We start from the raw sequence: 24,789 nt of genomic DNA on the forward strand, positions 1-24,789 counted from the left end.
CCACTGCATGCGCGGCGGCGTGTTGCTCCAGCAAAGGCGCCAGGTGCTTGCGCGACGCCTGCAGGTCGCCGCGCCCGCTGGCGGCATGGGCCGCGCCGATGCGCGCGACGGTGGCCACTTCGCGGTCGCGCGCGGCGTCATCGAGCAGCTTCTCGCCGCGGCTCCAGTGACCCTGGTGGACCGCTTCGAGCCCGTCGATCAGTCGCACGCGCGCGGCCTTCTTGCGGCGCCGGCGCAGGATCACGAACGGCGCGCTCAACACCCGCCACGCCACCCAGACGACCATGACGCCGACGATCAGCAGCAGCAGGGTGTAGGACAGCGACTTGCGATAGCTCCAGTCCGAGAAATTGACGATGACTTCACCGGGGTCCTGCGCCAGCAGCTGTGCGACCAGGGCGCCGGCCAGGGCGAGGATGATCCAGAACAACAGGCTGCGGAACAGGTTCATGGGGCCTCCGGGTGGCTGCCGCGCGACTGGCGGAGCTGCTCGAGCGTGCTGCCCAGGGTGGGAATCGACAGCGTCACCGGCCGTGCCGCGATCGCCTCCAGCGCGCTGCGCCGGGCATCCAGTTCCGCCGATGGCGGCCAGAGGCGTCCGAGCCAGCCATCGGCGCGCGCGAGCGCCTTGCGGAAAGCCTCGCCATCACGGCGCTCGGCGGCGACCCGCGCCAGTGTCAGCTCGAGCTGCAGCGCCGCCATCGCGTCGGCGCGGTCGGACGGCGACTCGGCGATCACGCGCTCGCGTGGCTGGATGTCGAAGACGTTGGCGAAGGCCCGTTTCCACCAGGGTCCGGACGCCAGTTCGGGGCGCTCGGGCGTGGCGGCCGGAGCCTGCCCCAGCGCGTCGGCGAACGCCGCGATCTCGGCCAGCACCTGCGCACGCGGGTCGGCTTCCAGCGCGTCCAGCGCTTGCCGTTCCTGGATCAGGGCCTGTCGCAGGTCGACGTTTGCCGGGTCCTTGATGGTGTCCAGCGCATCGGCGGCCATGGCGTAGTTGCGGCGGGCGCCTTCCAGGTCGCCGGCGACGCGCAGTCGCTGCTCCCCGAGCATCAGCATCAGCTCGACCTCTTCCAGGCGAAGGGCCTGCACGCCGGTGCGGGCGGGATCGCTGAGCTGCATGACGCTGTCCTCGAGCAGCGCCGCGCGCTGGCCGATGCCGAGCAGTTCGTCGCGCATGATCCGGTTGGTCGCGTCGGCCTGCTGGAGGCGCTGGCTCTGCGCGTTCTGGTCGGCGCGCAGGGCATTCAGGCGCTCGTTGAGCGCGTCGATCCGATGGTCGGCATCGGCGACCATCGCCCGCTCGCTGGCCTGGCGCTGCTCCTGCGCCTGCCACTGGCGCCAGGCGTAGACGCCGGCCGCGAGCAGCGCAGCAAGGACGACGAGGAGCAGCACGAAGCCGCCACCGCTGCGACGGCGGGCAGGTTCAGGGGTGGAAGGACGGGGGTCGGACACGGCAGCACGTCACGGAACAGGGGGAGACACGCATGCTACCGGAAGGCCCTGTCGACCGCGTGCAGGACGCGTCGTGCCCGGATGGGGGCTCAAGTGTCGCGGCGTTCGCCCAGGAGCTCGAGCGCCGCTTCGACCAGCGCCGCCGGCCGCGGACCGGCAGCGATGGCGACCGTCCCGAACCCCGCCTCGCGGGCTTTCGCGGCCAGGCGCGCGCTGCTGGCGACGGCGGGCAGCGCGCACAGCCGCGCCGCATGTCCGGCCGGCAAGTGCGACAGGGCCTGTGCCATCGCCTCGCCGCTGCTCAGCGCCACCACGGCCGGCGAACGCATCCGGGCCAGGGCTTCGATCGCGCGTGGCGAAGGCATGACGGGTTGGCGTCGATACACGTCGGCGCGCAACACCGTCGCGCCGCGGGCCTCCAGCCCGGGTTGCAGCAGGCCGCGGCCACCGGGGGCGGTCACCAGGCCGATCCGGCGTCCGTCGACGTGTTGCAGCACGGGCATGCCGAGCAGGCCCTCGCTGTCCATCCGCGCCGGTTGGCTCGTCTTCGCCACGCCCAGCCGGCGCAGCGCGGCGGCCGTACCCTCGCCGACGGCCAGTGCATGCAGCCCCGGCAGGTCGCCAAGGGCCTGCAGGGCATTCGCGGCCGAAACCGCCGCCGGACTCGTGAAGATCGCCAATTCCGTCGCCAGCGCCGCCGCAAGCCTTGCCCGTGCCTGCGCGTCGTCGATCGGCTCCAGCCGGCAGGTCGACAGCGCGAGCACGCTGCCGCCGTGCCGTCGCACTGCCGCGCGCAGCGCATCGTGGCGCCCCTGCGGGCGCAACGACACCAGGTGCCATCGGGGAAACACGTGCGGTTCCATGCGCGGAAGCTTGGCACAGCCGGCGCGCAGACGGCGTCGTCCATACCCTGTCGTACAGGCGCCGGCGTCGCGATAAGCCTGTACCCTCACGCACCCCACCCGCGCCCTGTTCGCCGATGTCCGTCCATCCGCTCTGCCCGCCGTCCGCCCCGAGTGATCCCGATGGTGCGCTCGCCCGCCTGGCCGACCATTACCGGTCGATGCCGCCGGTGGCGGCGATGGACATCCGCATCGAGGGTTACGACGGCCATTGCCTTCGGCTGAGCGCGCCGTTGGCGCGCCATGTCAACGACAAGGGCTGCGCGTTCGGCGGCAGCCTGGCCTCGATGATGACGCTGGCGTCCTGGGGCGTCGTCTCGCTGCACCTGGAGCGCGCGGGCCTGAAGGCCGATGTCTTCGTCGCCGACAGCCAGATCGGTTACCTCGCGCCACTGTTCGCCGACCTCGCGGTCGAGGCCGAAGCCGCCCCGGGGGCGAACTGGGAGACCTTCATTGCCACCCTGCGCAACCGCGGTCGTGCCCGCATCGCCATCGTGGCCCATGCGCGCCTGCCCGAAGGCGGTAGCGCCACCGAGTTCGCCGCGCGCTACGTCGCCATCGCCAAACCGTAGATCCGGCACGGTCCCGGTGGCGACGCGAACCGGTAGGATGCGGGGGTCACCGCAATTGCCGGGAGTCCCGATGCATCAGTCCGCCAGCGCCCGCCTCCAGGGTCGTTTCTTCCTTTTCCTCGCCGCGGCGATGCTGGTGCTGGGCGGTTGCGCCAGCAGCCTCGGCCCGGTCAACGACAGCCTGCAAAAGCGCCAGTACGCCTGGGCGGGCGCGATCCGCTGGGGCGACTTCGAGGGCGCCTTCGGCCTGGTCGAGCCGGGCGTGCGCGAGCAGCATCCCCTCACCGAGCTTGAGCTCGAGCGCTATGCGCAGCTCCAGGTTTCCTCGTACCGGGAGATCGCCTCCACCGCCGACCTGAAGGGGGGCTTCGCGGCGCGCGACATCGAGATCGGCATCATCAACCGGCATACGATGGCCGAGCGGACCGCCCAGTACCGCGAGGAATGGCGCTACGACGCCGAGGCCAAGCAGTGGTGGCTGACCAGCGGGATGCCGGATTTCTGGAAGGGCCAGTAGCGCGCCGCACGCTTTTTTGCGCCGACGGCGGCGCTGGGCGACAATCCCGGCCCCGCTTTCATGGATGTGTCCGTGAACCTTGAAGAACTGCTGGCGTTCGCCGGCCGCCACACCCTCCTATCGCTGGGCCTCGCCGGCATCACCGCCGCGCTGGTCTACACCGAGGTGGCCCGCCTGTTCAGGGGCTACAAGGCCCTGCGTCCCGCGGAACTGACCGGGCTGATCAACCGTGAGAACGCGTTGGTCGTCGACCTGTCCTCCAGCAACGACTACGAAAAGGGGCATATCGCCGGCAGCCGATCGGTCTCGCCCAGCCAGTTCGACCCGGAAAGCAAGCTGCTCGCCGGGGTCAAGGCCCTGCCGGTCGCCGTGGTCTGCCGCAACGGAACGGCCTCGGCGGCCGCCGCGCAGCGCCTGAAAAAGGCGGGTTTCGAGCAGGTCTACTGGCTCGAGGGCGGCGTCCAGGCCTGGCAGCAGGCCGACCTGCCCCTGGTCAAGGGCCGTCGCTGAGGCCGCGCAACCGGTCACGTTTTCCGCTGGAGCGGTGCCGCCGCCCATCCCGTGGCCGTCCGGCGGGGCTTGCAACCGGCCCGGGCGACCCCAACCTGCACTGACAGGGGCGGGGCGAAACCGGGGCTGATCCGGGCATATGCGATCCTTCCGCATCCCAACATCCACCCAGATTCCACTCAACCTTATTTCCTGGAGTTGCCGAAATGGCCGAAGAACTGAACAACGGCGCTGCCGCGCCGGCCGATGCCGCCACCGAGAACGGTCCGAGCTTCTCGATCGAGAAGATCTACGCCAAGGACGTGTCCTTCGAAGCCCCCGGCACCCCCGGCGTGTTCAACGAGCAGGCCCAGCCGCAGCTGCAGATGAACATGAACCAGGGCGTCCAGCGCCTCAACGACAATGCCTACGAAGTGGTGCTGTCGCTGACCCTGACCTGCAAGGTCGAGGACAAGTCGATCTACCTCGCCGAGGTCAAGCAGGCGGGCGTGTTCGGCCTCTCGGGCTTCGATCCGCAGACCCTGGACGGCCTGCTCGGCAGCCATTGCCCGAGCATCCTGTATCCGTATGCGCGCCAGCTGGTCAGCGACCTGATCCAGGCCGGTGGCTTCCCGCCCTTCTACCTGCAGCCGATCAATTTCGACGCGCTGTACGCCGAGGGCCTGCGCCAGCGCCAGGCGCAGCAGCAGGCGGCGGGCGACAGCCTCGCCAACACCGACGCCGCCGGCAACGCCTGAGCGACGGGCGCGCGCGCTGCATGGCCGCCAGCAACGACGTGACCGGCGCCCTTCCGCCGGTCGCCGTTTTCGGCGCGGGGTCCTGGGGCACCGCCCTCGCCGCGCTCGCCGCACGGCACGGGCATCCGACCGTGCTGTGGGGGCGCGATGCCGGAACCGCCGAAGCGATCAACCAGGGCCACGAGAACGAGCGCTACCTGCCCGGCCATACGTTGCCGGACAACCTGACGGCGACCACCGACATGGCCGAGGCGGTGCGTGGCGCCGGCATGCTGCTGGTCGTCGTCCCGTCCCATGCCTTCGCCGAAGTGGTGCGCGAGCTCGCGCCGCTGCGCCCCGATGGCGTCGGCGTGGCATGGGCGACCAAGGGCTTCGAGCCCGGTAGCGGGCGTTTCCTGCACGAGGTGGCAGGCGAGGTCTTCGGCCCCGGCGTGCCCCTGGCCGTCGTGACCGGCCCCTCCTTCGCCAAGGAGGTGGTCGCCGGGCTGCCGACCGCCCTGACCGTGCACTCCGACGACGACGCCTTCGCCCAGCAGGTCGCCGACACCCTGCATGGTCCCGCGTTCCGGGCCTACACCGGCGGCGACATGCTCGGCGCCGAGCTCGGCGGAGCGATGAAGAACGTGCTGGCGGTCGCCACCGGCGTCGCCGATGGCATGGACCTGGGGCTCAATGCCCGCGCGGGCCTGATCACCCGCGGCCTCAACGAGATGCTGCGGCTCAACCACGCCATTGGCGGCAAGGCCGAGACTCTGATGGGCCTGGCCGGCCTGGGCGACCTGGCCCTGACCTGCACCGGCGATCTCTCGCGCAACCGTCGCCTGGGCCTCGCGCTCGGGCGTGGGCAGAGCATCGAGGATGCCGTGCGTGAGATCGGCCAGGTGGTCGAGTCCATCCAGACCGCGGACGAGGTCATGCGCCAGGCCGAGCGGCACGGCATCGAACTGCCGATCTCGCAGGCGGTGCAGTCGGTACTGCATGGCGACATCACCCCGGCCGAGGGTCTCCAGCTGTTGATGTCGCGCGAGCAGAAGCCCGAATACCCGCACGGCCTCTTCGACTGAGGCCCGACGGACGTGCGACATGCGACGGGCGCCTCATGGGCGCCCGTTTCTCATTCCGCGGCGTCGCGCGCGCGGCCGGTCAACCCAACTCCGCCAGCCAATCGCGCGGCCGCAGGTAGTCGGCCAGGCGCGCTTCCGCGCTGCCGGGCTCGGGCTGGTAGCCGTACTGCCAGCGCACCAGCGGCGGCAGGCTCATCAGGATCGATTCGGTGCGCCCGCCCGATTGCAGTCCGAACAGCGTGCCGCGATCGTGCACCAGGTTGAACTCCACGTAGCGGCCGCGACGGTACAGCTGGAAGTCGCGCTCGCGCTCGCCGTAGGGCATGTCGCGGCGGCGTTCCACGATGGGCAGGTAAGCATCCAGGAAGCCATTGCCCACCGCCTGCATGTACGCGAAGGCCGGCTCGAAGCCTTCCTCGTGCAGGTCGTCGAAGAACAGGCCCCCGACCCCGCGGGTTTCGTCGCGATGCTTGAGGAAGAAGTAGTCGTCGCACCAGGCCTTGTGCGCCTGGTAACGCGCTTGGCCCCCAAAGGGTTCGCACAGCTCGCGGGCGACCTGGTGCCAGTGCAGCACGTCCTCGTCGACCGGGTAGAACGGCGTCAGGTCGAAACCGCCGCCGAACCACCAGGCCACCGTCTGGCCATCACGCTCGGCCGTGAAGTGGCGGACGTTCGAGTGCGTCGTCGGGACGTGCGGGTTGCGCGGGTGGAACACCAGCGACACGCCGGTGGCCCGCCACGAAGCGCCGGCCAGCTCCGGGCGCGCGGCGGTCGCCGAGGGCGGCAGCCGGGTGCCCGATACGTCGGAGAAGCCGATCCCGGCCTGCTCGAACACCGCGCCCTCGCGCAGCACCCGGGTACGGCCGCCGCCGCCCTCGGGCCGGTCCCAGCGGTCCTCGTGGAACCGCGCCTCGCCGTCGGCGGATTCGATGGCCGTGCAGATGCGGTCCTGCAGGTCGGTCAGGTAATTGCGTGCGCGCATGAAGTTGTCCATGCGCGCATTCTACGAAGCGCGGGCGATGCGGTCTTGATCGCCGTCAATTCCCGCCGACGGTGGGCGCTGGCGGCCTGCGGGCCGAATGGGTTTCGCGCTACTGTAGGCGCCCCGTCGCAGCGGACGCACGCGCGTGACGCCACATAAGGACATGGACATGGGCACGCCCCCCAGCCACCTCGAGATCGCCCTCGCGTCGATCCGCGTGTTTGCCGACGACGGCCGGCTCGACGTCGCCGAACTCGAGGGTCTGCTCGACCTCGCCCTGCGCGACCGCCTGGTCGACGCGGACGAGCGTCGCGTGCTGGCGAACATCTTCGCCCAGGCCGAAAAAAGCGATGTGACCCCGGCACTGGCCGCGCGGATCGCCGAGGCCCGTCGCAAGCACGCCATTCCGGCCTGATTGCCCTTTCCTGTCGCTCTGCCGTACCCGGGCGTCGCACACCGTCGCGGTGCCCGGGACGCGTAATGCCTTGCTCACATGTAATGCTCTTCGAAAGTTACATGTGGTGTATTGACAGTGTCACATGTGATGCGTATGGTCCATTCCATGGAACGCAAAACCTCCGCCTACTACCAGCGACGGCACCGCGAGCGACTGCGCGAGATGGGGCTGGTGAAGAAGGAGCTTTGGATCCTGCCCGAGTTCGCCGAAGAGCTCGCGGCAGTGGAACGACGCATGCGCCAGCCCCGTGGCTCGGTGCCTACCCAGAAGGAGATTGGTATGAACGAGCCCAAGGTCTGGACTGCCTCCGCGCTGCACGAGGCGCTGGCGGCCACCGACGCAGTCCGCACCGGCGCGGTGTCGGTGGAACTGCTCGACGGCGCCGAGCCGAGCCTGCACGTGGTCATGCACGACTACGGCGACCTGCCGGTGTTCCTGGCGGTGGTCGGCGAGCAGATCATCGTCGAGGCCCTGATGTGGCCGGTGTCGCAGGTCAAGGACGCGGTGGCCTTCAACGAGGAAGTGCTGCGCACCCACAAGCTGTTCCCGCTGTCGACGATCGGCATCGAGGTGATCGACGGCGACCCGGTCTACATCATGTTCGGCGCGCTCGACGCGAGTTCCTCGCTGTCCAACGTGGTGTTCGAGATCGACACCCTGGCCGACAACGTCATCTCGGTCACCGAAGCCTTCGAATCCCGCCTGCGCGACGCGGCCTGAGCCGCCGCCGTCCACGCATAGCCACGGAGAGACACCATGAATATCTGGAGCAAGTTGCTGACCGCGCTGCGCGGCGGGGCCAACGAGGTCGGCGAATCGATCGTCGACGGGCAGGCCCTGCGCATCCTCGACCAGGAAATCCGCGACTCCGACGCCGAGCTGCGGCGATCCAAGGAGGCCCTGGCCGGGATCATGGCCAGGCTGAAGCTGTCCGAAGCGAGCCTGGCGAAGTCGAACGAGAAGATCGCCGAGTACGAGGCCTACGCGATCAAGGCGCTGGAGTCCGGCGACGAGGGCCTGGCCCGTGAGGTTGCCGGCAAGATCGCGGTGCTCGAGGGCACCCGCGACGCCGAACGCGAGCAGGTGGCGCAATTCGGTGCCAGCGTCACCGACCTTCGCAAGGCGATCACCCAGGCCGAAAGCAACATCCGCCGGCTCAAGCAGCAGGTCGACACGGTCAAGGCCACCGAAAGCGTGCAGCGCGCGCAGGCCACCGTCGCGCACCGTTACAGCGGCTCGCAGTCCAGGCTGCAGACCGCGGTCGATTCGCTCGACCGGATCAAGCTCAAGCAGGCCGAGCGGGGCGCACGCATGGAGGCGGCGGCGGAACTGGCGCGCGACGAAGGCCAGGACGGCGTGGACGTGAAGCTGAAGGAGGCCGGCATCATCGCCGACGAAGCCAGCGCGGAATCGGTACTGGACCGGCTGAAGAAGCAGGCGGGCACCTGAGCCAAGCGCCGGCGCCCCGCCGGGGTGGCGGCGCGAACGCATGCGGCGGGACGGACTCCGCCACGAAGCCCGGGCACGGATGCCCGGCGACCCGACGGCGCGATTGCCGCGGGTTCCACCGCACGGGCGGCAGGGGAGGGGCCGATGGACGTATTCCTGCAGATGGTTGTGTCGTATCCGACCGTGGTCTACACGGTGCTGCTGGCGGTATGCCTGCTGTACTGGCTGGTCGCGATGCTGGGGCTGGTCGACCTGGAGCTGTTCGACGGCTGGCTGGAGACCGATGCCAGCGACGCCGTGGAAGCCGTAGACGGGGGCGGCGTCGCCGGCATCCTGTCGAAGTTCGGCCTGGCCGGCCTGCCGCTGATGATCGTGCTGACCGTGCTGGTCATGACCGCATGGATCGCGAGCTACTTCGCCGACTACCTCGTGCTTCGGCACCTGCCCGGCGGGCTGGTGCGATTCGTGCTCGGCACCGGCGTGGTCGTCGGCAGCTTCGTGGCCGCGGTGCCGGTCGCCGGCCTGCTCCTGCGCCCCGTGCGCCTGGTCTACGACAAGCTGCGCCCCGAGCCGCCGCGTTCGTTGCTGGGCATGGTCGGCACCGTGCGCAGTCCGCGCGTGGATGCCCTGCAGGGCATCGCGGCCGTGGAGGATGGCGGCGCCGGCCTGGTCCTGCAGGTCCGGAACGAGTCGGCCGCGGGCTTCGCGCGCGGCGATCGCGTGGTGCTGATCGAGTACCTGGAAGCGCAGAACGCCTACCGGGTGATCGGCGAGGACGAATTCAGGGGGCCTTGAGGGCCCCGTTGGCAACGACATGGAGAACACCAAATGCCGATCCACATGATCATCACGCTGGTATATGCCGGGGTCGTATTCGGCGTCCTCGGCTACGGACTCTGGCTGGCCACGCGCCTGGTGGACGCGCAGCGCCGCACGGCCGATGCGCTGGTCGCCATCGCGGCACGCCTGGACGCAGGCGGCGCCTGAGCCGGCGCCAGGATCCTGGACACACACGGGCCCGGCCGACCTTGCGCCGCGGTCCCACCCACGCAGAAAGGGAGATGGGGTAATGACACTCGAGATGGAACAGGTACTGCCCGTGCTGGTGATCATCGGCACCGTGGTGGCGATGCTGCTGGGCCTGGTCGGCCTGGTGAAGGCGTTCTACGTCAAGGTGCCGCAGGGCACCGCGCTGATCGTCAACGACCTGTCGGCGACGCCGAAGGTGCATTTCACCGGCGCCATGGTCCTGCCGGTGATCTACAAGCAGGAGTTCATGAAGATCTCCCTGATCACGCTGGAAGTCGACCGGCGCGGCAAGGACGGGCTGATCTGCCATGACAACATGCGCGCCGACATCACCGTCGCCTTCTACCTGCGCGTCAACGAGACCCAGCAGGACGTGCTCAAGGTCGCCAAGGCGATCGGCGTCGACCGCGCCTCCGACCGGGCCGCGGTGAACGAGCTGTTCAACGCCAAGTTCTCCGAGGCCCTGAAGACCGTCGGCAAGAAGATCGAGTTCGTGAACCTGTTCGAGAACCGGCAGGAGTTCCGGGACCGCATCATCGAGGTCATCGGCAACGACCTCAACGGCTACGTGCTCGAGGACGTGGCGATCGATTACCTGGAGCAGACGCCGAAGGGTTCGCTCGACCCGAGCAACATCCTCGATGCCGAGGGCATCCGCAAGATCACCGAGCTGACCGCCCGCCAGAACGTCATCACCAACGAGCTCTCGCGCAACGAAGAGCTGGCGATCACCAAGAAGAACGTCGAGACCCGCGAGGCCATGCTGGCGCTCGAGCGCCAGCAGGCCGACGCCGAGGCGCGCCAGAAGCGCGAGATCGAGACCATCAAGGCGCGCGAGGAAGCCGAGACCCTGAAAGTGCAGGAAGAAGAGCGCCTGAAGGCCGAGCAGGCACGCATCGCCGTGCAGGAACAGCTCGACATCCGCGACGAGAACCGCCTGCGCGAGGTCGAGGTGGCGCAGCAGAACCGCCAGCGCGCGGTCGTGATCGAAGTCGAGAAGGTCACCCGCGCCAAGGAGCTGGAGATCGTCTCGCGCGAACGCGAGGTCGAACTGCAGCGGATCGAGAAGGAAAAGGCGCTGGAGGAACAGCGCAAGGAAATCGCCAACGTCATCCGCGAGCGCGTCGCCGTCGAGAAGACCGTCGCCCAGGAAGAAGAGCGGATCAAGGAAGTGCGCGAAGTCTCCGAGGCCGACCGCCAGAAGCAGGTGGTCATCCTCGAGGCGCAGGCGCGCGCCGAGCAGGACCTGGTGCGCCAGGTCAAGCAGGCCGAGGCCGACGAGACCGCGTCCCGGCACAAGGCGGTCGAGGTCACGGTGCTGGCCCAGGCCGAGCTTGAGGCCGCGGCCAAGCAGTCCGAGGCCAAGAAGAAGATGGCCGAAGGCATCGAGGCAGAGCGTGCGGCACCCGGCCTGGCCGACGCGCGGGTACGCGAAGTCACCGCCGCGGCGCTGGAGAAGGAGGGCATGGCCGAGGCCAAGGTCATCGCCGAGAAGCTCACTGCCGAAGCGCGTGGCGATCGCGAGAAGGGCCTGGCCGAGGCAAAGGTGCTGGAGGAGAAGCTGGGTGCGCAGGCGCGCGGCGAGCAGTCGCTGGGCGAAGCCAAGGCCAAGGCGACCCGCGACGTGGGCCTGTCGGAAGCCGAAGTGCTGCTGACCAAGCTCAAGTCCGAGGCCGAGGGCCTGGAAGAGAAGTTCGCCTCGCTGGACGCCCTGTCGGACAACGCGCGCGGCCACGAAGAGTTCCGCATGCAGCTGGAGAAGAACTTCGAGCAGGCCATCGCCGGCATCGAGGCCAACAAGGACATCGCCCGCGAACAGGCCGATGTCCTGGCCACGGCGCTGGGCAAGGCCAACATCGACATCGTCGGCGGCGAGGGCGAGTTCTTCAACTCCTTCGCCAAGGCGCTGTCGGTCGGCAAGGCGATCGAGGGCGTGGCGGGCAAGAGCCCGATCGTGCAGGACGTGCTCGAGCGCCTCATGTCCCGCGGCAAGGGCGAGGGCCCGGCCGCGAAGGACGAGCGATCGCTGGACTCATGATCGCGCCGTCCCGGCCGCGGCGAGGGTCGCGGCCGGGCAAGGTTGACTGAAGCGGCCCACCCGGCGGATGCCGGGCGGCGGTCGCCCGGCGATGGCATCGTCGCCAGCACAGCCCCCGGTCGGGGCAACAGGAAGGAGCAACATGGCCGAGCAGGGTACGGGTTCCCGCGCCGACGACGGAAAGGGCGTTGACGGTCGCGGGGTGGTGGACCGCGCCGTCGCCGAAGGCGGCGCGTACGAGGTGCTGCACAAGCGCCTGGCGGACCAGGGGCAGCGCCTGCGGGGCCTTGCCGATGCGCTCAACGCGCGGCGCCTGGAGACGTTCGGCAGCAGCCGCATGGCCCTGCTGGGACGCCTGCGCGTGCGGACCGAGAACAACTGCGTGGCCCGCGACCTGGTCCAGGTCGGCAGCCAGTTCCTGTTCGGTTACAACGTCTTCCTCGGCCTGAAGAAGGAAACCCGGGTCGAGGACGTGTTCTCGCTGTACGAGCTGGTGGAATCCGGCGACGGCTTCGACGTTACCCCGGTCGCCCATGCGGAGAGCTTCCTGGGCGAGGACGCCTTCGTCCAGGATTTCCGTGAGCTCTACGCCTACTACAAGGACACCCGCCTGGTGCAGCTGGCGCTGCGCGACGGCAAGCTGCTGGCCGCCTTCCAGATCGGCGAGCGCCTGGACGACCTGCGCGTGTTCCGCTGGTCGGTGGCCGACGAAGGGCGCGAGGTCCGCTACATCGACAATCGCGGCGAGCGCGACATCGCGCTGCCGGCGCCCTACGACTTCGAGTGGACCGAGGCCACCCGCGAGATGGCGGTCAACGGTCGGCATCCGCACCTGAACATCCTCGACACGGTGTTCGTGGAGACCCTCGGCGGCGACCTCACCATCAAGATCGAGGACAACACCGAGGACGGCGAAGGCATCTATCGCGAGCCGGTGGAGGACAAGACGCAATCGCTGGACGACGCCCGCGTCGCGTTCGCGCGACTGGGCACGCTGGTGCTGCTCAAGGTGCTGCCCTACCGCGAAACCGACTGGCGCTACCTCGTCTACAACACGCTGACCCGGCAGGTGCGGCGCATCGACGAGATCGGCCAGGCCTGCATCCAGCTGCCCGAGGACCACGGCATCGTCTTCCCCGGTGGCTACTACCTGCAGAACGGCGAGTACAAGGCCTTCGAGCAGGACATGCGTGGCATGCGCTTCAGTCGCTCGGTGCGCTCGCCCAATGGCGAGGACGTGCTGTATGTCTTCTACGAACCCGTCGCCGGCCGCACCGCGCTGTTCACCTACAACATGATCGAGCGGCGCCTGCAGCCGCCGATGTCGGGCCATGGCATGGCGCGCCTGGACGATGGCCGCATGGTCATCTTCAGCTCCGAGAGCGACGCGCCGACCCGCGTGCATCCGATGCAGGTGTGGGAGACGCCGTTCAGCAGCGATGAGTTCGCGGCCCGGCAGCCGGTCGGCGAGGGCTTCATGGGGCGCATCGGCAACGCCGAACTGGTGCGCGGCATTTCCGACCTGTTCGGCCTGGTGCGTGCGATCAGCGCCGACGAGGTCTCCGCGCAGCGCTACGAACAGCTTGCCCAGGACACCCGGCGCCTGTTCGACCTCCACCACTGGATCGCCGATCCGGAAGGCGGTGCGCTCGCCCCCCTGCTGCACGAGATCGTCGCCACCAGCGAGTCGGTGATCGACGAGTACGAGAAGGTGGAGGGCATCCGCCGGCAGTCGCGCGAGGCCATGGCTGACGCCGCCACGCGACAGAAGGCACTCATGGGGCGCTTGCTCACGCAGGACTGGGACACCGTCCAGCCCTACGTGGAGGCGCTGGGCGCGCTGTCGCGCCATCGCGGCCACCTGCTGGGGCTTCGCGAGCAGCGTTACATCGACGTCGACGCGGTCGATGCGATGGAGGCCGAGGTGCAGGCCGCGCAGGCGCGCATCGGCGAGGCGACGGGGACCTTCCTGGCCAGCGACCGCGCCCTGCAGCCCTTCGCCGATCGCCTGGACGCGCTCGATCGCGACGCGCAGGCGGCCGAAAGCGTACGCGCGCTGTCGGGTGCCCTCGAGGCCATGCAGGCGATGTCCGCCGACCTGGACACGCTGTCGGAACTGATGGCGAGCCTCCAGGTCGAGGACGCCACCCAGCGCACGCGCATCGTCGAGTCCATCTCCGGGGTCTATGCGCGGCTGAACCAGGCCAAGGCACGCGCCGACCAGCGACGCAAGGCCCTGGGCGCGAACGAATCCATGGCGCAGTTCGGCGCGCAGTTCAGCCTCTTCAGCCAGAGCATCGCCAGTGCCCTGTCGCTGTCGCAGGACCCGGAGCGCTGCGACGAGCAGCTGTCGCGCCTGATGGTCCAGCTGGAGGAGCTGGAGAGCCAGTTCGGCGAGCACGAACAGTTCCTTGCCGACATCCTGGCCAAGCGCGAGGAAATGCTCGAAACCTTCGAGGCGCACAAGCAGGCCCTGCTGGACGAGCGCCAGCGCAAGGCCCAGGCAGTGGCGGACGCCGCCCTGCGGATCCTCGAGGGCTTGCCGCGCCGCACCGAACGCCTCGCGGATGCCGACGCACTGCATGCCTTCTTTGCCGGCGATCCGCTGATCCTCAAGTTGCGTGAACTCGTCGAGCGCCTGCGCAACCTGCGCGACAATGTCCGCGCCGACGACGTCGAGTCGCGCCTGAAGGGCGCGCGCGACCAGGCGGTGCGCGGCCTGCGAGACCGCAGCGAACTGTTCGAGGCCGGCGGCGACGTCATCAAGCTCGGCCCGCGCCATCGCTTCAGCGTCAACACCCAGCCGCTGGACCTGACGGTGATGCCGCGCGGCGACGGCCTGTCCCTGCACCTCACCGGGACCGACTACTTCGAGCCCCTCCACGACGCCACCCTGGACGACTCGCGCGCGTACTGGCAGCTGTCGCTGGACTCGGAGTCCAGCCAGCTCTATCGCGGCGAGTACCTCGCCGGCCTGGTCCTGGACGCGGCGCGCGAGGGCCGCGAGGGCCTCGACCTGGACATGCTGGCCCAGGACGCAGCGAAGGCGGGCGCGCTCGACCGGCGCATCCGCGACTTCGCCGCCCCGCGCTACCGCGAGGGCTACGAGAAGGGCATCCACGACCATGACGCAGCGCTGATCCTGCAGGCGCTGCTGCCCCTGCAGGCGACGGCCGGCAGCCTGGTCCACGCGCCCGCGGCGCGCGCCCTGGCCTGGTGGGCCTGGGGGCAACTGCGCGACGACGATGTCGGCGCGCACTGGCCCGACCGCGCGCGTACCCTCCACGACATCGCCCGGCTGCTCGGTCGCCGCGATGGCATCGACCGCCTGGTCGGGGAGGTTGCCGACGCCATCGACGCGCATGCCCGGGCAGCCGCGATGCCGTTCGACGCGGGCCTGGCACGCCCCGCCGCCGTCTACCTGGTGGACGCGCTGGCGGCGCGACACCCCCAGTTCCTCGTCACCCGCCATGCCCGCGACCTCCTCGACGCCTTGCGTGCCCGGCTGGGCGAGGCCCCCGCCCGGGACGACCTCGAACAGGCGCTCGATCGTCTCGCCGACCGGCCCGGCGCGCGCTGGTCGCTGGCGCGCGATGCCTTGCAGGCCCTGTGCGCCGACCCCGGCCACGCGCCCCTGGCACGCCATGTCGACGAGGCGGTCGCACTGCTGCTGCTGGCCGACCCGCTGGCGCTGCGCGTCACCGAGACCGACCTGCATGCCGATGTCGAGGGGCTGCTGGGCGAGCACCCCCGCATCGAGGATGGGCGCATGCGACTGGCGGTGGACGATTTCGCCGAACGCCTGCAGTGGCATCGCGAGCACTTCGTCCCGGGCTTCCAGCGCTACCAGGCGCAGCGCCAGGCGGTGGTGGCGCGCGAGCGCGAGGCCATGCGCCTGGACGAATTCAAGCCCAGGCCGCTGAGCTCGTTCGTGCGCAACAAGCTCATCAACGACGTCTACCTGTCGGTGATCGGCGACAACCTCGCCAAGCAGATGGGTACCGTCGGCGAGTCCAAGCGCAGCGACCTGATGGGCCTGCTGATGATGATTTCGCCCCCGGGCTACGGCAAGACCACGCTGATGGAATACGTGGCCCACCGGCTGGGCCTGAACTTCATGAAGATCAACGGCCCGGCGCTCGGCCACCAGGTGCGTTCGCTGGACCCGGCGCAGGCACCCGACGCCACCGCCGCGCAGGAGCTGCACAAGCTCAACCTGGCGCTGGAGATGGGCAACAACGTGATGCTGTACGTCGACGACATCCAGCACACGCACCCCGAGTTCCTGCAGAAGTTCATCTCGCTCTGCGATGGCACCCGGCGCATCGAGGGCGTGTGGAAGGGGCGCACCCGCACCTACGACATGCGGGGCCGAAAGTTCTGCGTGGTCATGGCCGGCAACCCGTACACGGAATCCGGTGAAGTGTTCCGGATCCCCGACATGCTCGCCAACCGCGCCGACATCTACAACCTCGGCGACGTGCTCGGCGGCATGGAGGACTCCTTTACGCTGAGCTACATCGAGAACGCGCTGACGTCCAACCCGGTGCTGGCGCCGCTGGCCACCCGCGACCTGGCCGACCTGTACCGCTTCGTTGACCGTGCCCAGGGGCGCGAGTTCTCCGCCAACGCCCTCTCGCACGCCTACAGCGGCGCGGAAATCAACGAGATCACCGCCACCCTCGAGCGCCTGCTGCGGATCCGCGATGTCGTCTATCGCGTCAACCAGCAGTACATCGCCAGCGCGGCCCAGGCCGACAAGTACCGCACCGAGCCACCGTTCCGCCTGCAGGGCAGCTATCGCAACATGAACAAGCTGGCCGAGAAGGTGTCGCCGGTCATGAACGAGGCGGAGCTGCAGCAACTGATCGCCGACCATTACCTGGGCGAGGCGCAGCTGCTCACGACCGGTGCGGAGGAGAACCTGCTGAAACTGGCCGAACTGCGCGGCGTCATGGACGACGCGCAGCGGGAGCGATGGGCGCAGATCAAGCGCGACTTCCTGCGCAACAAGGCCATGGGCGCCGATGATGCCGACGTCGGGGGACGCGTGGTCGCCCAGCTCGCGGACCTCGTCGAAGGCCTGAAGGCCCTCGGGCAACGCGGTGGACAGGCCGCGGCGGTGGATCCGGAACAGGCGGCGCGCTGGTCGAGCCTGCTCGCCCTGCTGGAGCGCCTGGCCGAGCGCGATGTGTCGCCGCCCGTGGCCACGCCGCGCGAGGGCGCCGATGCCTGGCTCGACGGCCTCGCGCCGCTGGCCGAAAGCCTGCAGGCGCGGTCCGAGCAACAGTCGTTGCTGCTCGGGCAGCTCGTTGCCCACCTCGACGGGCGCACGGTGCCGGCCGCGCTGAGCGAGACCGAGCGCCAGAAGCAGCTCGAACAGGCCCTGGCCGAATTCGCCGACCGCCTGCACGGGCGCACCCGCCGCTGAGCCGGAGACCGCATGGATTTCGATGCCCTGGACCGGATGCTGCGCGAGAGCGTGGAAGACCATCGCCTCGACACCGACGAGAAGCACGCCCTGCGCGCGCTCGGCGGGCAACTCGACCGCGAGCGGGTGCGCTACCTGCGCAACCGCGCCTTCGCGATGGCGCGCGACCTCATCCAGGGCGACCCCGACGTCGCGCTCGACGGCCTCAAGTGGCTCGAACAGGTCGTCAGGACCCTGGACGTCGCCAGCGACGCCACCCCGGTCGCGTCGAGTGCCTGCTTCACGCCCGGCGATGCGTGCCTGCGCAAATTGCGCGAACTGTGCGGCGGCGCGCGCGAGCGCATCGACATCTGTGTCTACACCATTTCCGACGACCGCCTGCGCGAATCCATCGTCGAGGCCCATCGGCGCGGCGTACGGGTGCGCGTGATCAGCGACAACGACAAGTTCCACGACACCGGCAACGACATCGGCTGGCTGCAGGCCGAAGGCGTCGCGGTGCGGCTGGACGCCAGCGAGCACCACATGCACCACAAGTTCGCGCTGTTCGATGGCCGCCTGCTGGCCAATGGCAGTTTCAACTGGACCCGCAGCGCCAGCGCGTACAACCAGGAAAACCTGACGGTGACCGATGACGCGTACCTGGTCCGCTGTTTCGGCGGCCAGTTCGAGGCGCTCTGGTCGCGGTACGACGCCTGAACCGGGCGGCGGTGGGCGGAACGGTCCCGGGGCGGGATAATGGGCGCCCCCGGCCCTTGCAGGCCTTCGTCGAGTCCGTGATGCCCGCTACCGCCTACCCCGATTACCCGTTCACCCCCAAGCGCTTCGAAGTGCGCCCGGGCATCGGCATGAGCTTCCTCGACGAGGGCCCGCGCGACGGTGAAGTGGTGCTCATGCTGCATGGCAACCCGTCCTGGAGTTACTACTGGCGCAAGCTGGTGGCCGGCCTGGCCGATCCCGCCACGGGCAAGGCCTACCGCTGCATCGTCCCCGACCACGTCGGCATGGGCCTGTCGGACCGGCCCGGCGACGACGCCTATGCCTACACGCTGCAATCGCGCATCGACGACGTCGAAACCCTGCTCCAACATCTGGGCGTCGACGGGCCGGTGACGCTGGCCGTGCACGACTGGGGCGGCATGATCGGTTTCGGCTGGGCCCTGCCGCGTCGCGAGCGCGTGCGCCGGCTGGTCGTGCTCAACACCGCCGCCTTCCCGCTGCCGCCGGCCAAGCCCATGCCCTGGCAGCTGTCGTTGGGGCGCGACTCGAAGCTGGGCGGCTTCATGATCCGCGCGTTCAACCTGTTCGCGCGCGGCGCGACCCGCCTGGGCGTCGAAGAGCGCATGCCCGCCGACGTGCGGCGCGCCTTCGAGGCGCCGTACAACGGCTGGCGGCAGGCGATCAGCACCCTGCGTTTCATGCAGGACATCCCGCTGGGCGAGGGCGACCGCGCCTGGGCACCGGTCGCCGAATCGGCGCGGGTGCTGCACGAGTACGCCGACAGGCCGGCCTTCATCGGTTGGGGCCTGCGCGACTTCGTCTTCGATCGCCATTTCCTCGAGGGCTTCACCGCGGCCCTGCCGCAGGCGGAGGTGCATGCCTTCGAGGACGCCAACCACTACGTGCTCGAGGACAAGGCCCAGGTGCTCGTGCCGATGATCCGCGACTTCCTGGACCGCCACCCGCTCTGAGCGCGGGCAGGCGCTTCAGGCCGCCAGGGGTGCGATCGGGGCCGGCGGCTCGGTCGGCGGTTCGGTGGGTTCGGTCGGGAAGTCCCAGTCGGCCCGGGTCAGCACCGGCATCCCGTGCGCCAGTCGCGCCTTGTCGCATTGCGCGCTGGCCGCGCCGAACTCCCAGGACGCGGGGACTTCGCGGCAGACGCTGGGCTTGATCGGGTGGATGCTGCAACGCGCGCGCACGCCGATCTCCGCGTCCAGCGCGATGCAGCGCGGGGTCTTGGACGAGGTGCCGCGCATGACCACGCGATGGTGGTCGAACTTCTCGGTCAGCGCTTCCGGCACGGTGCCGCCGAGGGTGGGCGCGGTCTCCGCCCAGTGGAAGGAGACGCGGAAGTGGGCGCAGCAGGCGCCGCAGGTCAGGCAGGGGTGGCTCATGGCCGCCATCGCTCGGGAGAGGGAAAGGGCGCGGGCCGTCGACGCCTCGCGGGGTGGCGGAATTGTGGGGGTTTCCGGGCCGCGCGCAAGTGCCGCGCCCGGATTGGCCCGGCGGCGCCGCGAGCGGCGACAATGAGGCCATGACGAGTGCCCACGATCCTGCCGCCGCCGGCGGCCGAACGCCCCCCTGCAACATCGCCGCGCGACTGCCCGAACTGGCCGCACGTGCCCCGGACCAGGTCGCCATGCGCTGCCCCGGCCGGCGCGGTGCCGATGGCCTGGCGCGTTACGACCAGGCCCTCACCTACCGCGAACTGGACGGGCGCAGCGACGCCATCGGTGCCGGCCTGCGGGCGCGCGGGATCGACCGCGGGACGCGCACGGTGGTGATGGTGCGACCGTCGCCGGAGTTCTTCCTGCTGATGTTCGCCCTGTTCAAGATCGGCGCGGTCCCGGTGCTGGTCGACCCGGGCATCGACCGCCGCGCCTTGCGCCAGTGCCTGGACGAGGCCGGGGCCGAGGCCTTCATCGGCATCCCGCTGGCGCAGGTGGCGCGGGTCGTGCTGGGTTGGGCGAAGTCGGCGCGGATCCGTGTCACCACCGGCCGGCGCGCGGTCCTGGCCGACGCCACCCTGGCCGCGATCGAGGCGCAGGGGGCCGGCGCCGCTGCGCAGCTGGCCGCCACCGCGCCCGACGACGTGGCCGCGATCCTGTTCACCAGCGGCTCGACCGGCGTGCCCAAGGGCGTGGTGTACCGGCATCGCCATTTCGTCGCCCAGGTCGACATGCTGCGCGACGCCTTCGGCCTGCAGCCGGGCGGCGTCGACCTGCCGACCTTCCCGCCGTTCGCCCTGTTCGATCCCGCGCTGGGCCTGACCTCGATCATCCCGGACATGGATCCGACCCGGCCCGCGCGCGCCGATCCGCGCCGGCTGCACGCGGCGATCGCGCGCTTCGGCGTCGACCAGTTGTTCGGCTCGCCGGCCCTGATGGCGGTACTCGCCGCGCATGGCCAACCGCTGCCGACCCTCAAGCGGGTGACTTCGGCCGGGGCGCCGGTGCCGGCGGCGGTCGTCGCCCGGATGCGCGAACTGTTGCCGGAGGACGCGCAGTTCTGGACGCCCTACGGCGCCACCGAATGTTTGCCCGTCGCGGTCATCGAAGGCCGCGAACTGCAGGCCACGCGTGCCGCCACGGAGGCCGGCGCGGGCACCTGCGTCGGTCGCCCGGTCGCGCCCAACGAGGTGCGCATCATCCGGATCACCGACGATCCGATCGCGGACTGGTCAGGCGCCGAGGTCCTGCCCGCCGGCGAGGTCGGCGAGATCACCGTGGCCGGTCCGACCGCCACCGACACGTACTTCCGGCGCGATGCGCAGACCCGCCTGGCGAAGATCCGCGAGGGGGAGGGTGGGGACGTGCGCGTGGTGCACCGGATGGGCGACGTCGGCTACTTCGACGATGTCGGCCGGCTGTGGTTCTGCGGGCGCAAGTCGCATCGCGTGGAGACCGCCACCGGACCGATGTACACCGAGCAGGTCGAGCCGGTCTTCAATACTCACCCCGAGGTGCGCCGCACGGCCCTGGTCGGCCTGGGGCCGGCCGGTGCGCAGCGCCCCGTCCTGTGCGTGGAACTGGCCCCCGGCGTGGGCCGCGACGCGTGGCCCCGCATCGAGGAAGAACTGCGTGCGATCGCGCGCGCGCAGCCACGCGCCGCGGCCGTCGATGCCTTCCTGCGCCACCCCGGGTTCCCGGTGGACATCCGCCACAACGCCAAGATCGGGCGCGAACGCCTGGCCCGCTGGGCGCAGGAACGGCACTGACGTCCGCCATCCGCGAATGCGGCCCCCGCAGGCACCCCGGTCGGGTAGGCTTGTCGCGCGCCGGGGGTCGCCGGCACGGACACAAGGGGAGTTCGCGATGAAGATTCTGGTGACCGGAGGCGGGGGCTTCCTCGGACAGGCCCTGTGCCGCGGACTTCGTGCCCAGGGCCACCACGTGGTGAGTTTCAATCGTGGCGAGTATCCGGCCCTTGAGGCGATGCAGGTCGAGCAGTTGCGGGGCGACCTCGCCGACCGCGACGCGGTGATCTCGGCCGCCAGCGGCTGCGCGGCGGTGTTCCACAATGCCGCCAAGGCCGGTGCCTGGGGCAGCTACGAGAGCTACCACGAGGCCAACGTGATCGGCACCGACAACGTCATCGCGGCATGCCGCGTGCACGGGATCGACCGCCTGGTCTACACCTCCACGCCGAGCGTGACCCATCGCGCCACCCATCCGGTCGAGGGCGGGACGGCCGAGACGGTGCCCTACGGACGCGACCTGAAGGCACCCTACGCATCGACCAAACTGCTCGCCGAACAGGCCGTGCTCGCGGCCAACTCCAACACGCTCGCCACCGTCGCCCTGCGCCCGCGCCTGATCTGGGGGGTCGGCGACAACCAGTTGCTGCCGCGCCTGGCCGAGCGCGCGCGGGCCGGGCGGCTGCGTTTCGTCGGTGGCGGCCACAACCGCATCGACACCACTTACGTCGACAACGCCGCGCAGGCGCATTTGGATGCATTCGAGCATCTCGCCGTCGGCAGCGCCTGCGCCGGGCGTGCCTACTTCATCAGCAATGGCGAGCCCCGCGAAATGCGCGACATCGTCAACGCGCTGCTCGACGCCGCCGGCGCGCCGACGGTGCACGGTTCGCTGCCCTTCGGCCTGGCCTACGCCATCGGTGCTGCCTGCGAAGGCCTGTGGCCCCTGCTCAACCTCAAGGGCGAACCGCCGATGACGCGCTTCCTCGCCGAGCAGCTGGCGACCACGCACTGGTACGACATGGGACCGGCGCGCCGCGACTTCGGCTATGTGCCGCGGGTGTCCATTGACGAGGGCCTCACAAGGCTGAAGGCCGACTGGATGCAGCGGGCGGCGCTCACGTCGCGGTGATGCGCGTCCGGCAATGCTGTTTCCAGTGCCAATCGGGCACCTGACCGGAAACGCCCACATGCTTCACTACGCCATCATCTTCCTGGTAATCGCCCTGATCGCGGCCGTGCTCGGCTTCACCGGCATCGCCGGCGCCGCGAGCAACATCGCCTGGATCCTGTTCGTCGTATTCCTGATCCTCGCGATCGTGTCGTTCTTCCGCAAGAAGGTCTGACGCGGCGGCGACGGACGGCGCGGCGCGGCTACAATGCCGCATGGCCTCCAAGACCCCCTTCGCGCTGTCCGCACTCAAGCCGCTTGCCGGGCGAGCGCTCGAGTCCGCCCTCAACCGGGCGCTCGAGCTCGACCCCGACACCCGCGAGGGCCTGCAGGCCCTTGACGGTCGCCGCGTCGCCCTCCACCTCGCTACGCCGCCACTGGCGTTGCAGGTGGCGGTCGACGGCAGGCGCCTCTCGGTCGGCCCGGTGGACGAGGCCGGGTCGGCCGATCTCTCCGTTCGTGGCACGCTGGGCGGGCTGATCGCCCAGTTGCCGTTCCTGCGCAACGACGACGCGCCGCCGGTGGGGCGCATGCGCATCGAAGGCGACGCCGACCTCGCGCGTCGCCTCCAACGCCTGGCCGAACGCTTCGATCCGGACTGGCAGCAGCCCTTCGTCGCCGTGTTCGGCGAGGTGATCGGTGTCCAGGTCGCCCAGGCCGTCGCCGCCGGGCTGCGCCATGCGCGTTCGGCCGGCAGTGCCCTGGCCACGACGACGGCCGAATTCCTGACCGAGGAATCGCGCGACGTGGTCGGGCGCGACGAGCTCAACGCCTTCCACGACGACGTCGATACCGTGCGCGACGACGTCGAACGCCTGGCCTCGCGCGTGGGACGACTTCGCCAGGCCGCCGGCAACGCCGGAGACGCTGCATGAAGTCGGCGCTGCGGGCCTGGCGCATCGGGCGCGTCCTGCTGCGCTACCGGCTCGACGACCTGCTCGACGGCACCCCCGCCGAGCGCTGGCTGAAGCTCGCGCGTCCCTTCGTGCCGAGCGCGAGCGACGCGATCGCCGCGGAGTCGCGCGGCGCGCGCCTGCGCATGGCATTGCAGGACCTCGGTCCGATCTTCGTCAAGTTCGGCCAGATCCTCTCCACCCGGCGCGACCTGGTGCCGCCGGACGTGGCCGACGAACTGTCGGCCCTGCAGGATCGCGTCGCCCCCTTCGACGGTGAGCGCGCCCGCGCCATCGTCGAGGAAGCGCTCGAGCGCCCCGTTTCGGAAGCCTTTTCCAGTTTCGACACCGTGCCGCTGGCGTCGGCGTCGATCGCCCAGGTGCACGCGGCCACCCTGCCGGGCGTCGATGGCCAGCCCGGGCGCGAAGTCGTGGTCAAGGTGCTCAGGCCGGGCATCGAGAAACAGATCGCCGGCGACATCGCCCTGCTGGGCGCGGTCGCGGCGCTGGTCGAGCGCACCCATCCCAATGCCGACAAGATCCGTCCGCGGGCGATCGTCGACGAAGTCGAGAACACCCTGGCCGCCGAGCTCGACCTGCAGCGCGAGGGCGCGAACGCCAGCGTGCTGCGGCGCAACTGGCTCGGCAGCGACGATCTCTACGTCCCCGAGGTGATCTGGTCGCACACCGCCGAGCGCGCGCTGACCCTCGAGCGCGTGCACGGCATCCCGTCCGACGACGTGCGTGCGCTCGACGCCGCCGGCATCGACCGCAAGGCCCTGGCGGCCAAGGGCGTGCGGGTGTTCTACACCCAGGTGTTCCGCGACAACTTCTTCCATGCCGACGCGCATGCCGGCAACATCTGGGTCGACAGCGACCCGGCGCGCCGCGACAACCCGCGCTTCATCGCGCTGGATTTCGGGATCATGGGCCAGCTCTCGGACGAGGACCAGTATTACCTCGCCGAGAATTTCATGGCGATCTTCAACCAGGACTACCGCCGCATCGCCGAGCTGCACGTGCAGGCCGGCTGGATGCCCTCGACGATCCGCATCGACGAGCTGGAGGCCGCCGCGCGTTCGGTCTGCGAGCCTTACTTCACCCGTCCGCTCAGCGAGATCTCGCTGGCCGAGGTCCTGTTGAAGCTGTTTCGCGTCGCCCAGCGCTACGAACTGACCCTGCAGCCGCAGCTGATCCTGTTGCAGAAGACCCTGCTCAACATCGAGGGCGTGGGTCGCCTGCTCGACCCGCGACTGGACATCTGGGCGGTCGCGCGCCCGGTGCTGCAGAAGATCCTGGTCGAGCGCTACAGCCCGGCGCGGCTGGCGCGCGAGTTCCGCAAGCGCCTGCCCGAGCTGGTCACCCGCGCGCCGGAGATGCCGCGCCTGCTGCACGCCTGGCTGCAGCAGCAGGTCGAAGGCACGCACAGCCTGAACATGCGCTCGCGCGACCTGGCCGAGCTCACCCGTGCGGTCAAGGACCTGCAGCGGCGCACCGTCGCCGCCCTGCTGGGCACGGGCCTGCTGATCGTCGCGGTGATGCTCTACGCGATGGAGGCCGGCGGTCCGACCATCCTCTCGGTGCCGGCCTCGAGCTGGGTCGCCGGGCTGGGAGGCGTCTGGGCCCTGCTGGCCGCCTGGCCGCGCCGCCGCGGCTGAGGCGGGGC

Annotated in this window: 24 protein-coding genes; 19 read left to right on the forward strand and 5 right to left on the reverse strand. The window is 70.0% G+C overall.

Going from position 1 to position 24,789, the window contains the following annotated elements:
• The 3 genes from FKV25_RS07995 to FKV25_RS08005 all read right to left on the reverse strand — a co-directional run.
• Positions 1-451, reverse strand: a 451-nt coding sequence (locus tag FKV25_RS07995) for a heme biosynthesis HemY N-terminal domain-containing protein (protein ID WP_281286217.1), incomplete at its 3' end; no start/stop codon positions are given.
• Entirely contained in the window at positions 448-1,455 is a 1,008-nt protein-coding gene (locus tag FKV25_RS08000) for a uroporphyrinogen-III C-methyltransferase (RefSeq protein WP_141518268.1), read from the reverse strand. The genes FKV25_RS08000 and FKV25_RS07995, both read right to left, overlap by 4 nt.
• An 89-nt stretch (positions 1,456-1,544) precedes the next feature.
• A complete protein-coding gene (locus FKV25_RS08005) occupies positions 1,545-2,318 on the reverse strand; it encodes a uroporphyrinogen-III synthase (protein ID WP_141518269.1) in 774 nt (257 codons plus the stop codon).
• Between the two features lie 116 nt (positions 2,319-2,434).
• Between FKV25_RS08005 and FKV25_RS08010 the strand changes: the two genes are divergently transcribed.
• From FKV25_RS08010 to FKV25_RS08030, 5 genes are all read left to right on the forward strand, one after another.
• Positions 2,435-2,929, forward strand: a complete 495-nt coding sequence (locus FKV25_RS08010) for a YiiD C-terminal domain-containing protein (RefSeq protein WP_141518270.1) — start codon at positions 2,435-2,437, stop codon at positions 2,927-2,929.
• Between the two features lie 70 nt (positions 2,930-2,999).
• The gene (locus tag FKV25_RS08015) at positions 3,000-3,446 is read left to right on the forward strand and encodes a hypothetical protein (protein WP_141518271.1); all 447 of its coding nucleotides are present in this window, start codon (positions 3,000-3,002) and stop codon (positions 3,444-3,446) included.
• A gap of 72 nt (positions 3,447-3,518) precedes the next feature.
• Positions 3,519-3,956, forward strand: a complete 438-nt coding sequence (locus FKV25_RS08020; RefSeq protein WP_141518272.1) for a rhodanese-like domain-containing protein — start codon at positions 3,519-3,521, stop codon at positions 3,954-3,956.
• A 206-nt stretch (positions 3,957-4,162) separates the two neighbouring features.
• Positions 4,163-4,693, forward strand: coding sequence for a protein-export chaperone SecB (secB, locus tag FKV25_RS08025; RefSeq protein WP_141518273.1), 531 nt, complete (start codon positions 4,163-4,165; stop codon positions 4,691-4,693).
• Positions 4,694-4,713: 20 nt separating this feature from the next.
• Positions 4,714-5,757, forward strand: coding sequence for an NAD(P)H-dependent glycerol-3-phosphate dehydrogenase (locus tag FKV25_RS08030; protein ID WP_141518274.1), 1,044 nt, complete (start codon positions 4,714-4,716; stop codon positions 5,755-5,757).
• A 79-nt stretch (positions 5,758-5,836) separates the two neighbouring features.
• On the opposite strand, the gene hemF is transcribed toward FKV25_RS08030, so the two are convergent.
• Positions 5,837-6,751: an oxygen-dependent coproporphyrinogen oxidase gene (hemF, locus tag FKV25_RS08035; protein ID WP_141518275.1), complete on the reverse strand. Its 915-nt coding sequence runs from the start codon at positions 6,749-6,751 to the stop codon at positions 5,837-5,839.
• A gap of 157 nt (positions 6,752-6,908) precedes the next feature.
• Here hemF and FKV25_RS08040 point away from each other — a divergent pair, with 157 nt between their 5' ends.
• From FKV25_RS08040 to FKV25_RS08075, 9 genes are all read left to right on the forward strand, one after another.
• Complete coding sequence (locus tag FKV25_RS08040; RefSeq protein WP_141518276.1) at positions 6,909-7,154, forward strand: hypothetical protein; 246 nt, start codon at positions 6,909-6,911, stop codon at positions 7,152-7,154.
• Positions 7,155-7,301: 147 nt separating this feature from the next.
• Entirely contained in the window at positions 7,302-7,916 is a 615-nt protein-coding gene (gene bacA, locus FKV25_RS08045; protein WP_141518277.1) for a biofilm formation regulator BacA, read from the forward strand.
• Between the two features lie 36 nt (positions 7,917-7,952).
• Positions 7,953-8,645: a PspA/IM30 family protein gene (locus tag FKV25_RS08050; protein WP_141518278.1), complete on the forward strand. Its 693-nt coding sequence runs from the start codon at positions 7,953-7,955 to the stop codon at positions 8,643-8,645.
• Between the two features lie 144 nt (positions 8,646-8,789).
• Positions 8,790-9,440: a hypothetical protein gene (locus tag FKV25_RS08055; RefSeq protein ID WP_141518279.1), complete on the forward strand. Its 651-nt coding sequence runs from the start codon at positions 8,790-8,792 to the stop codon at positions 9,438-9,440.
• Positions 9,441-9,473: 33 nt separating this feature from the next.
• Positions 9,474-9,632 carry a DUF8066 domain-containing protein gene (locus FKV25_RS16225; protein ID WP_170218589.1) on the forward strand — a complete coding sequence of 53 codons (159 nt, stop codon included), beginning with the start codon at positions 9,474-9,476 and terminating at the stop codon, positions 9,630-9,632.
• 82 nt (positions 9,633-9,714) lie between these two features.
• Positions 9,715-11,712: a flotillin family protein gene (locus tag FKV25_RS08060; protein ID WP_141518280.1), complete on the forward strand. Its 1,998-nt coding sequence runs from the start codon at positions 9,715-9,717 to the stop codon at positions 11,710-11,712.
• 142 nt (positions 11,713-11,854) lie between these two features.
• Positions 11,855-17,143, forward strand: a complete 5,289-nt coding sequence (locus FKV25_RS08065; RefSeq protein WP_141518281.1) for a DNA repair ATPase — start codon at positions 11,855-11,857, stop codon at positions 17,141-17,143.
• A gap of 12 nt (positions 17,144-17,155) precedes the next feature.
• Entirely contained in the window at positions 17,156-17,842 is a 687-nt protein-coding gene (locus tag FKV25_RS08070) for a phospholipase D-like domain-containing protein (RefSeq protein ID WP_141518282.1), read from the forward strand.
• Between the two features lie 80 nt (positions 17,843-17,922).
• Positions 17,923-18,834: an alpha/beta fold hydrolase gene (locus FKV25_RS08075; protein WP_141518283.1), complete on the forward strand. Its 912-nt coding sequence runs from the start codon at positions 17,923-17,925 to the stop codon at positions 18,832-18,834.
• Positions 18,835-18,849: 15 nt separating this feature from the next.
• Here FKV25_RS08075 and FKV25_RS08080 read toward each other — a convergent pair whose 3' ends face one another.
• Positions 18,850-19,257 (reverse strand): YkgJ family cysteine cluster protein, encoded by a 408-nt coding sequence (locus FKV25_RS08080; protein ID WP_141518284.1) that lies wholly within the window; start codon positions 19,255-19,257, stop codon positions 18,850-18,852.
• Between the two features lie 140 nt (positions 19,258-19,397).
• Between FKV25_RS08080 and oleC the strand changes: the two genes are divergently transcribed.
• From oleC to ubiB, 5 genes are all read left to right on the forward strand, one after another.
• Entirely contained in the window at positions 19,398-21,080 is a 1,683-nt protein-coding gene (gene oleC / locus FKV25_RS08085; RefSeq protein WP_141518285.1) for an olefin beta-lactone synthetase, read from the forward strand.
• Positions 21,081-21,177: 97 nt separating this feature from the next.
• Complete coding sequence (gene oleD, locus FKV25_RS08090) at positions 21,178-22,191, forward strand: 2-alkyl-3-oxoalkanoate reductase (RefSeq protein ID WP_141518286.1); 1,014 nt, start codon at positions 21,178-21,180, stop codon at positions 22,189-22,191.
• Positions 22,192-22,249: 58 nt separating this feature from the next.
• Positions 22,250-22,405 carry a DUF1328 domain-containing protein gene (locus FKV25_RS08095; protein WP_141518287.1) on the forward strand — a complete coding sequence of 52 codons (156 nt, stop codon included), beginning with the start codon at positions 22,250-22,252 and terminating at the stop codon, positions 22,403-22,405.
• A 40-nt stretch (positions 22,406-22,445) separates the two neighbouring features.
• Positions 22,446-23,105, forward strand: a complete 660-nt coding sequence (locus FKV25_RS08100) for a ubiquinone biosynthesis accessory factor UbiJ (protein ID WP_141518288.1) — start codon at positions 22,446-22,448, stop codon at positions 23,103-23,105.
• The gene (gene ubiB / locus FKV25_RS08105; protein WP_141518289.1) at positions 23,102-24,781 is read left to right on the forward strand and encodes a ubiquinone biosynthesis regulatory protein kinase UbiB; all 1,680 of its coding nucleotides are present in this window, start codon (positions 23,102-23,104) and stop codon (positions 24,779-24,781) included. The genes FKV25_RS08100 and ubiB overlap by 4 nt, the downstream gene beginning before the upstream one ends.
• The last annotated feature ends 8 nt before the right edge of the window (positions 24,782-24,789 follow it).

The sequence above is a fragment of the Marilutibacter aestuarii genome (assembly GCF_006546775.1).
Taxonomy (GTDB): domain Bacteria; phylum Pseudomonadota; class Gammaproteobacteria; order Xanthomonadales; family Xanthomonadaceae; genus Marilutibacter; species Marilutibacter aestuarii.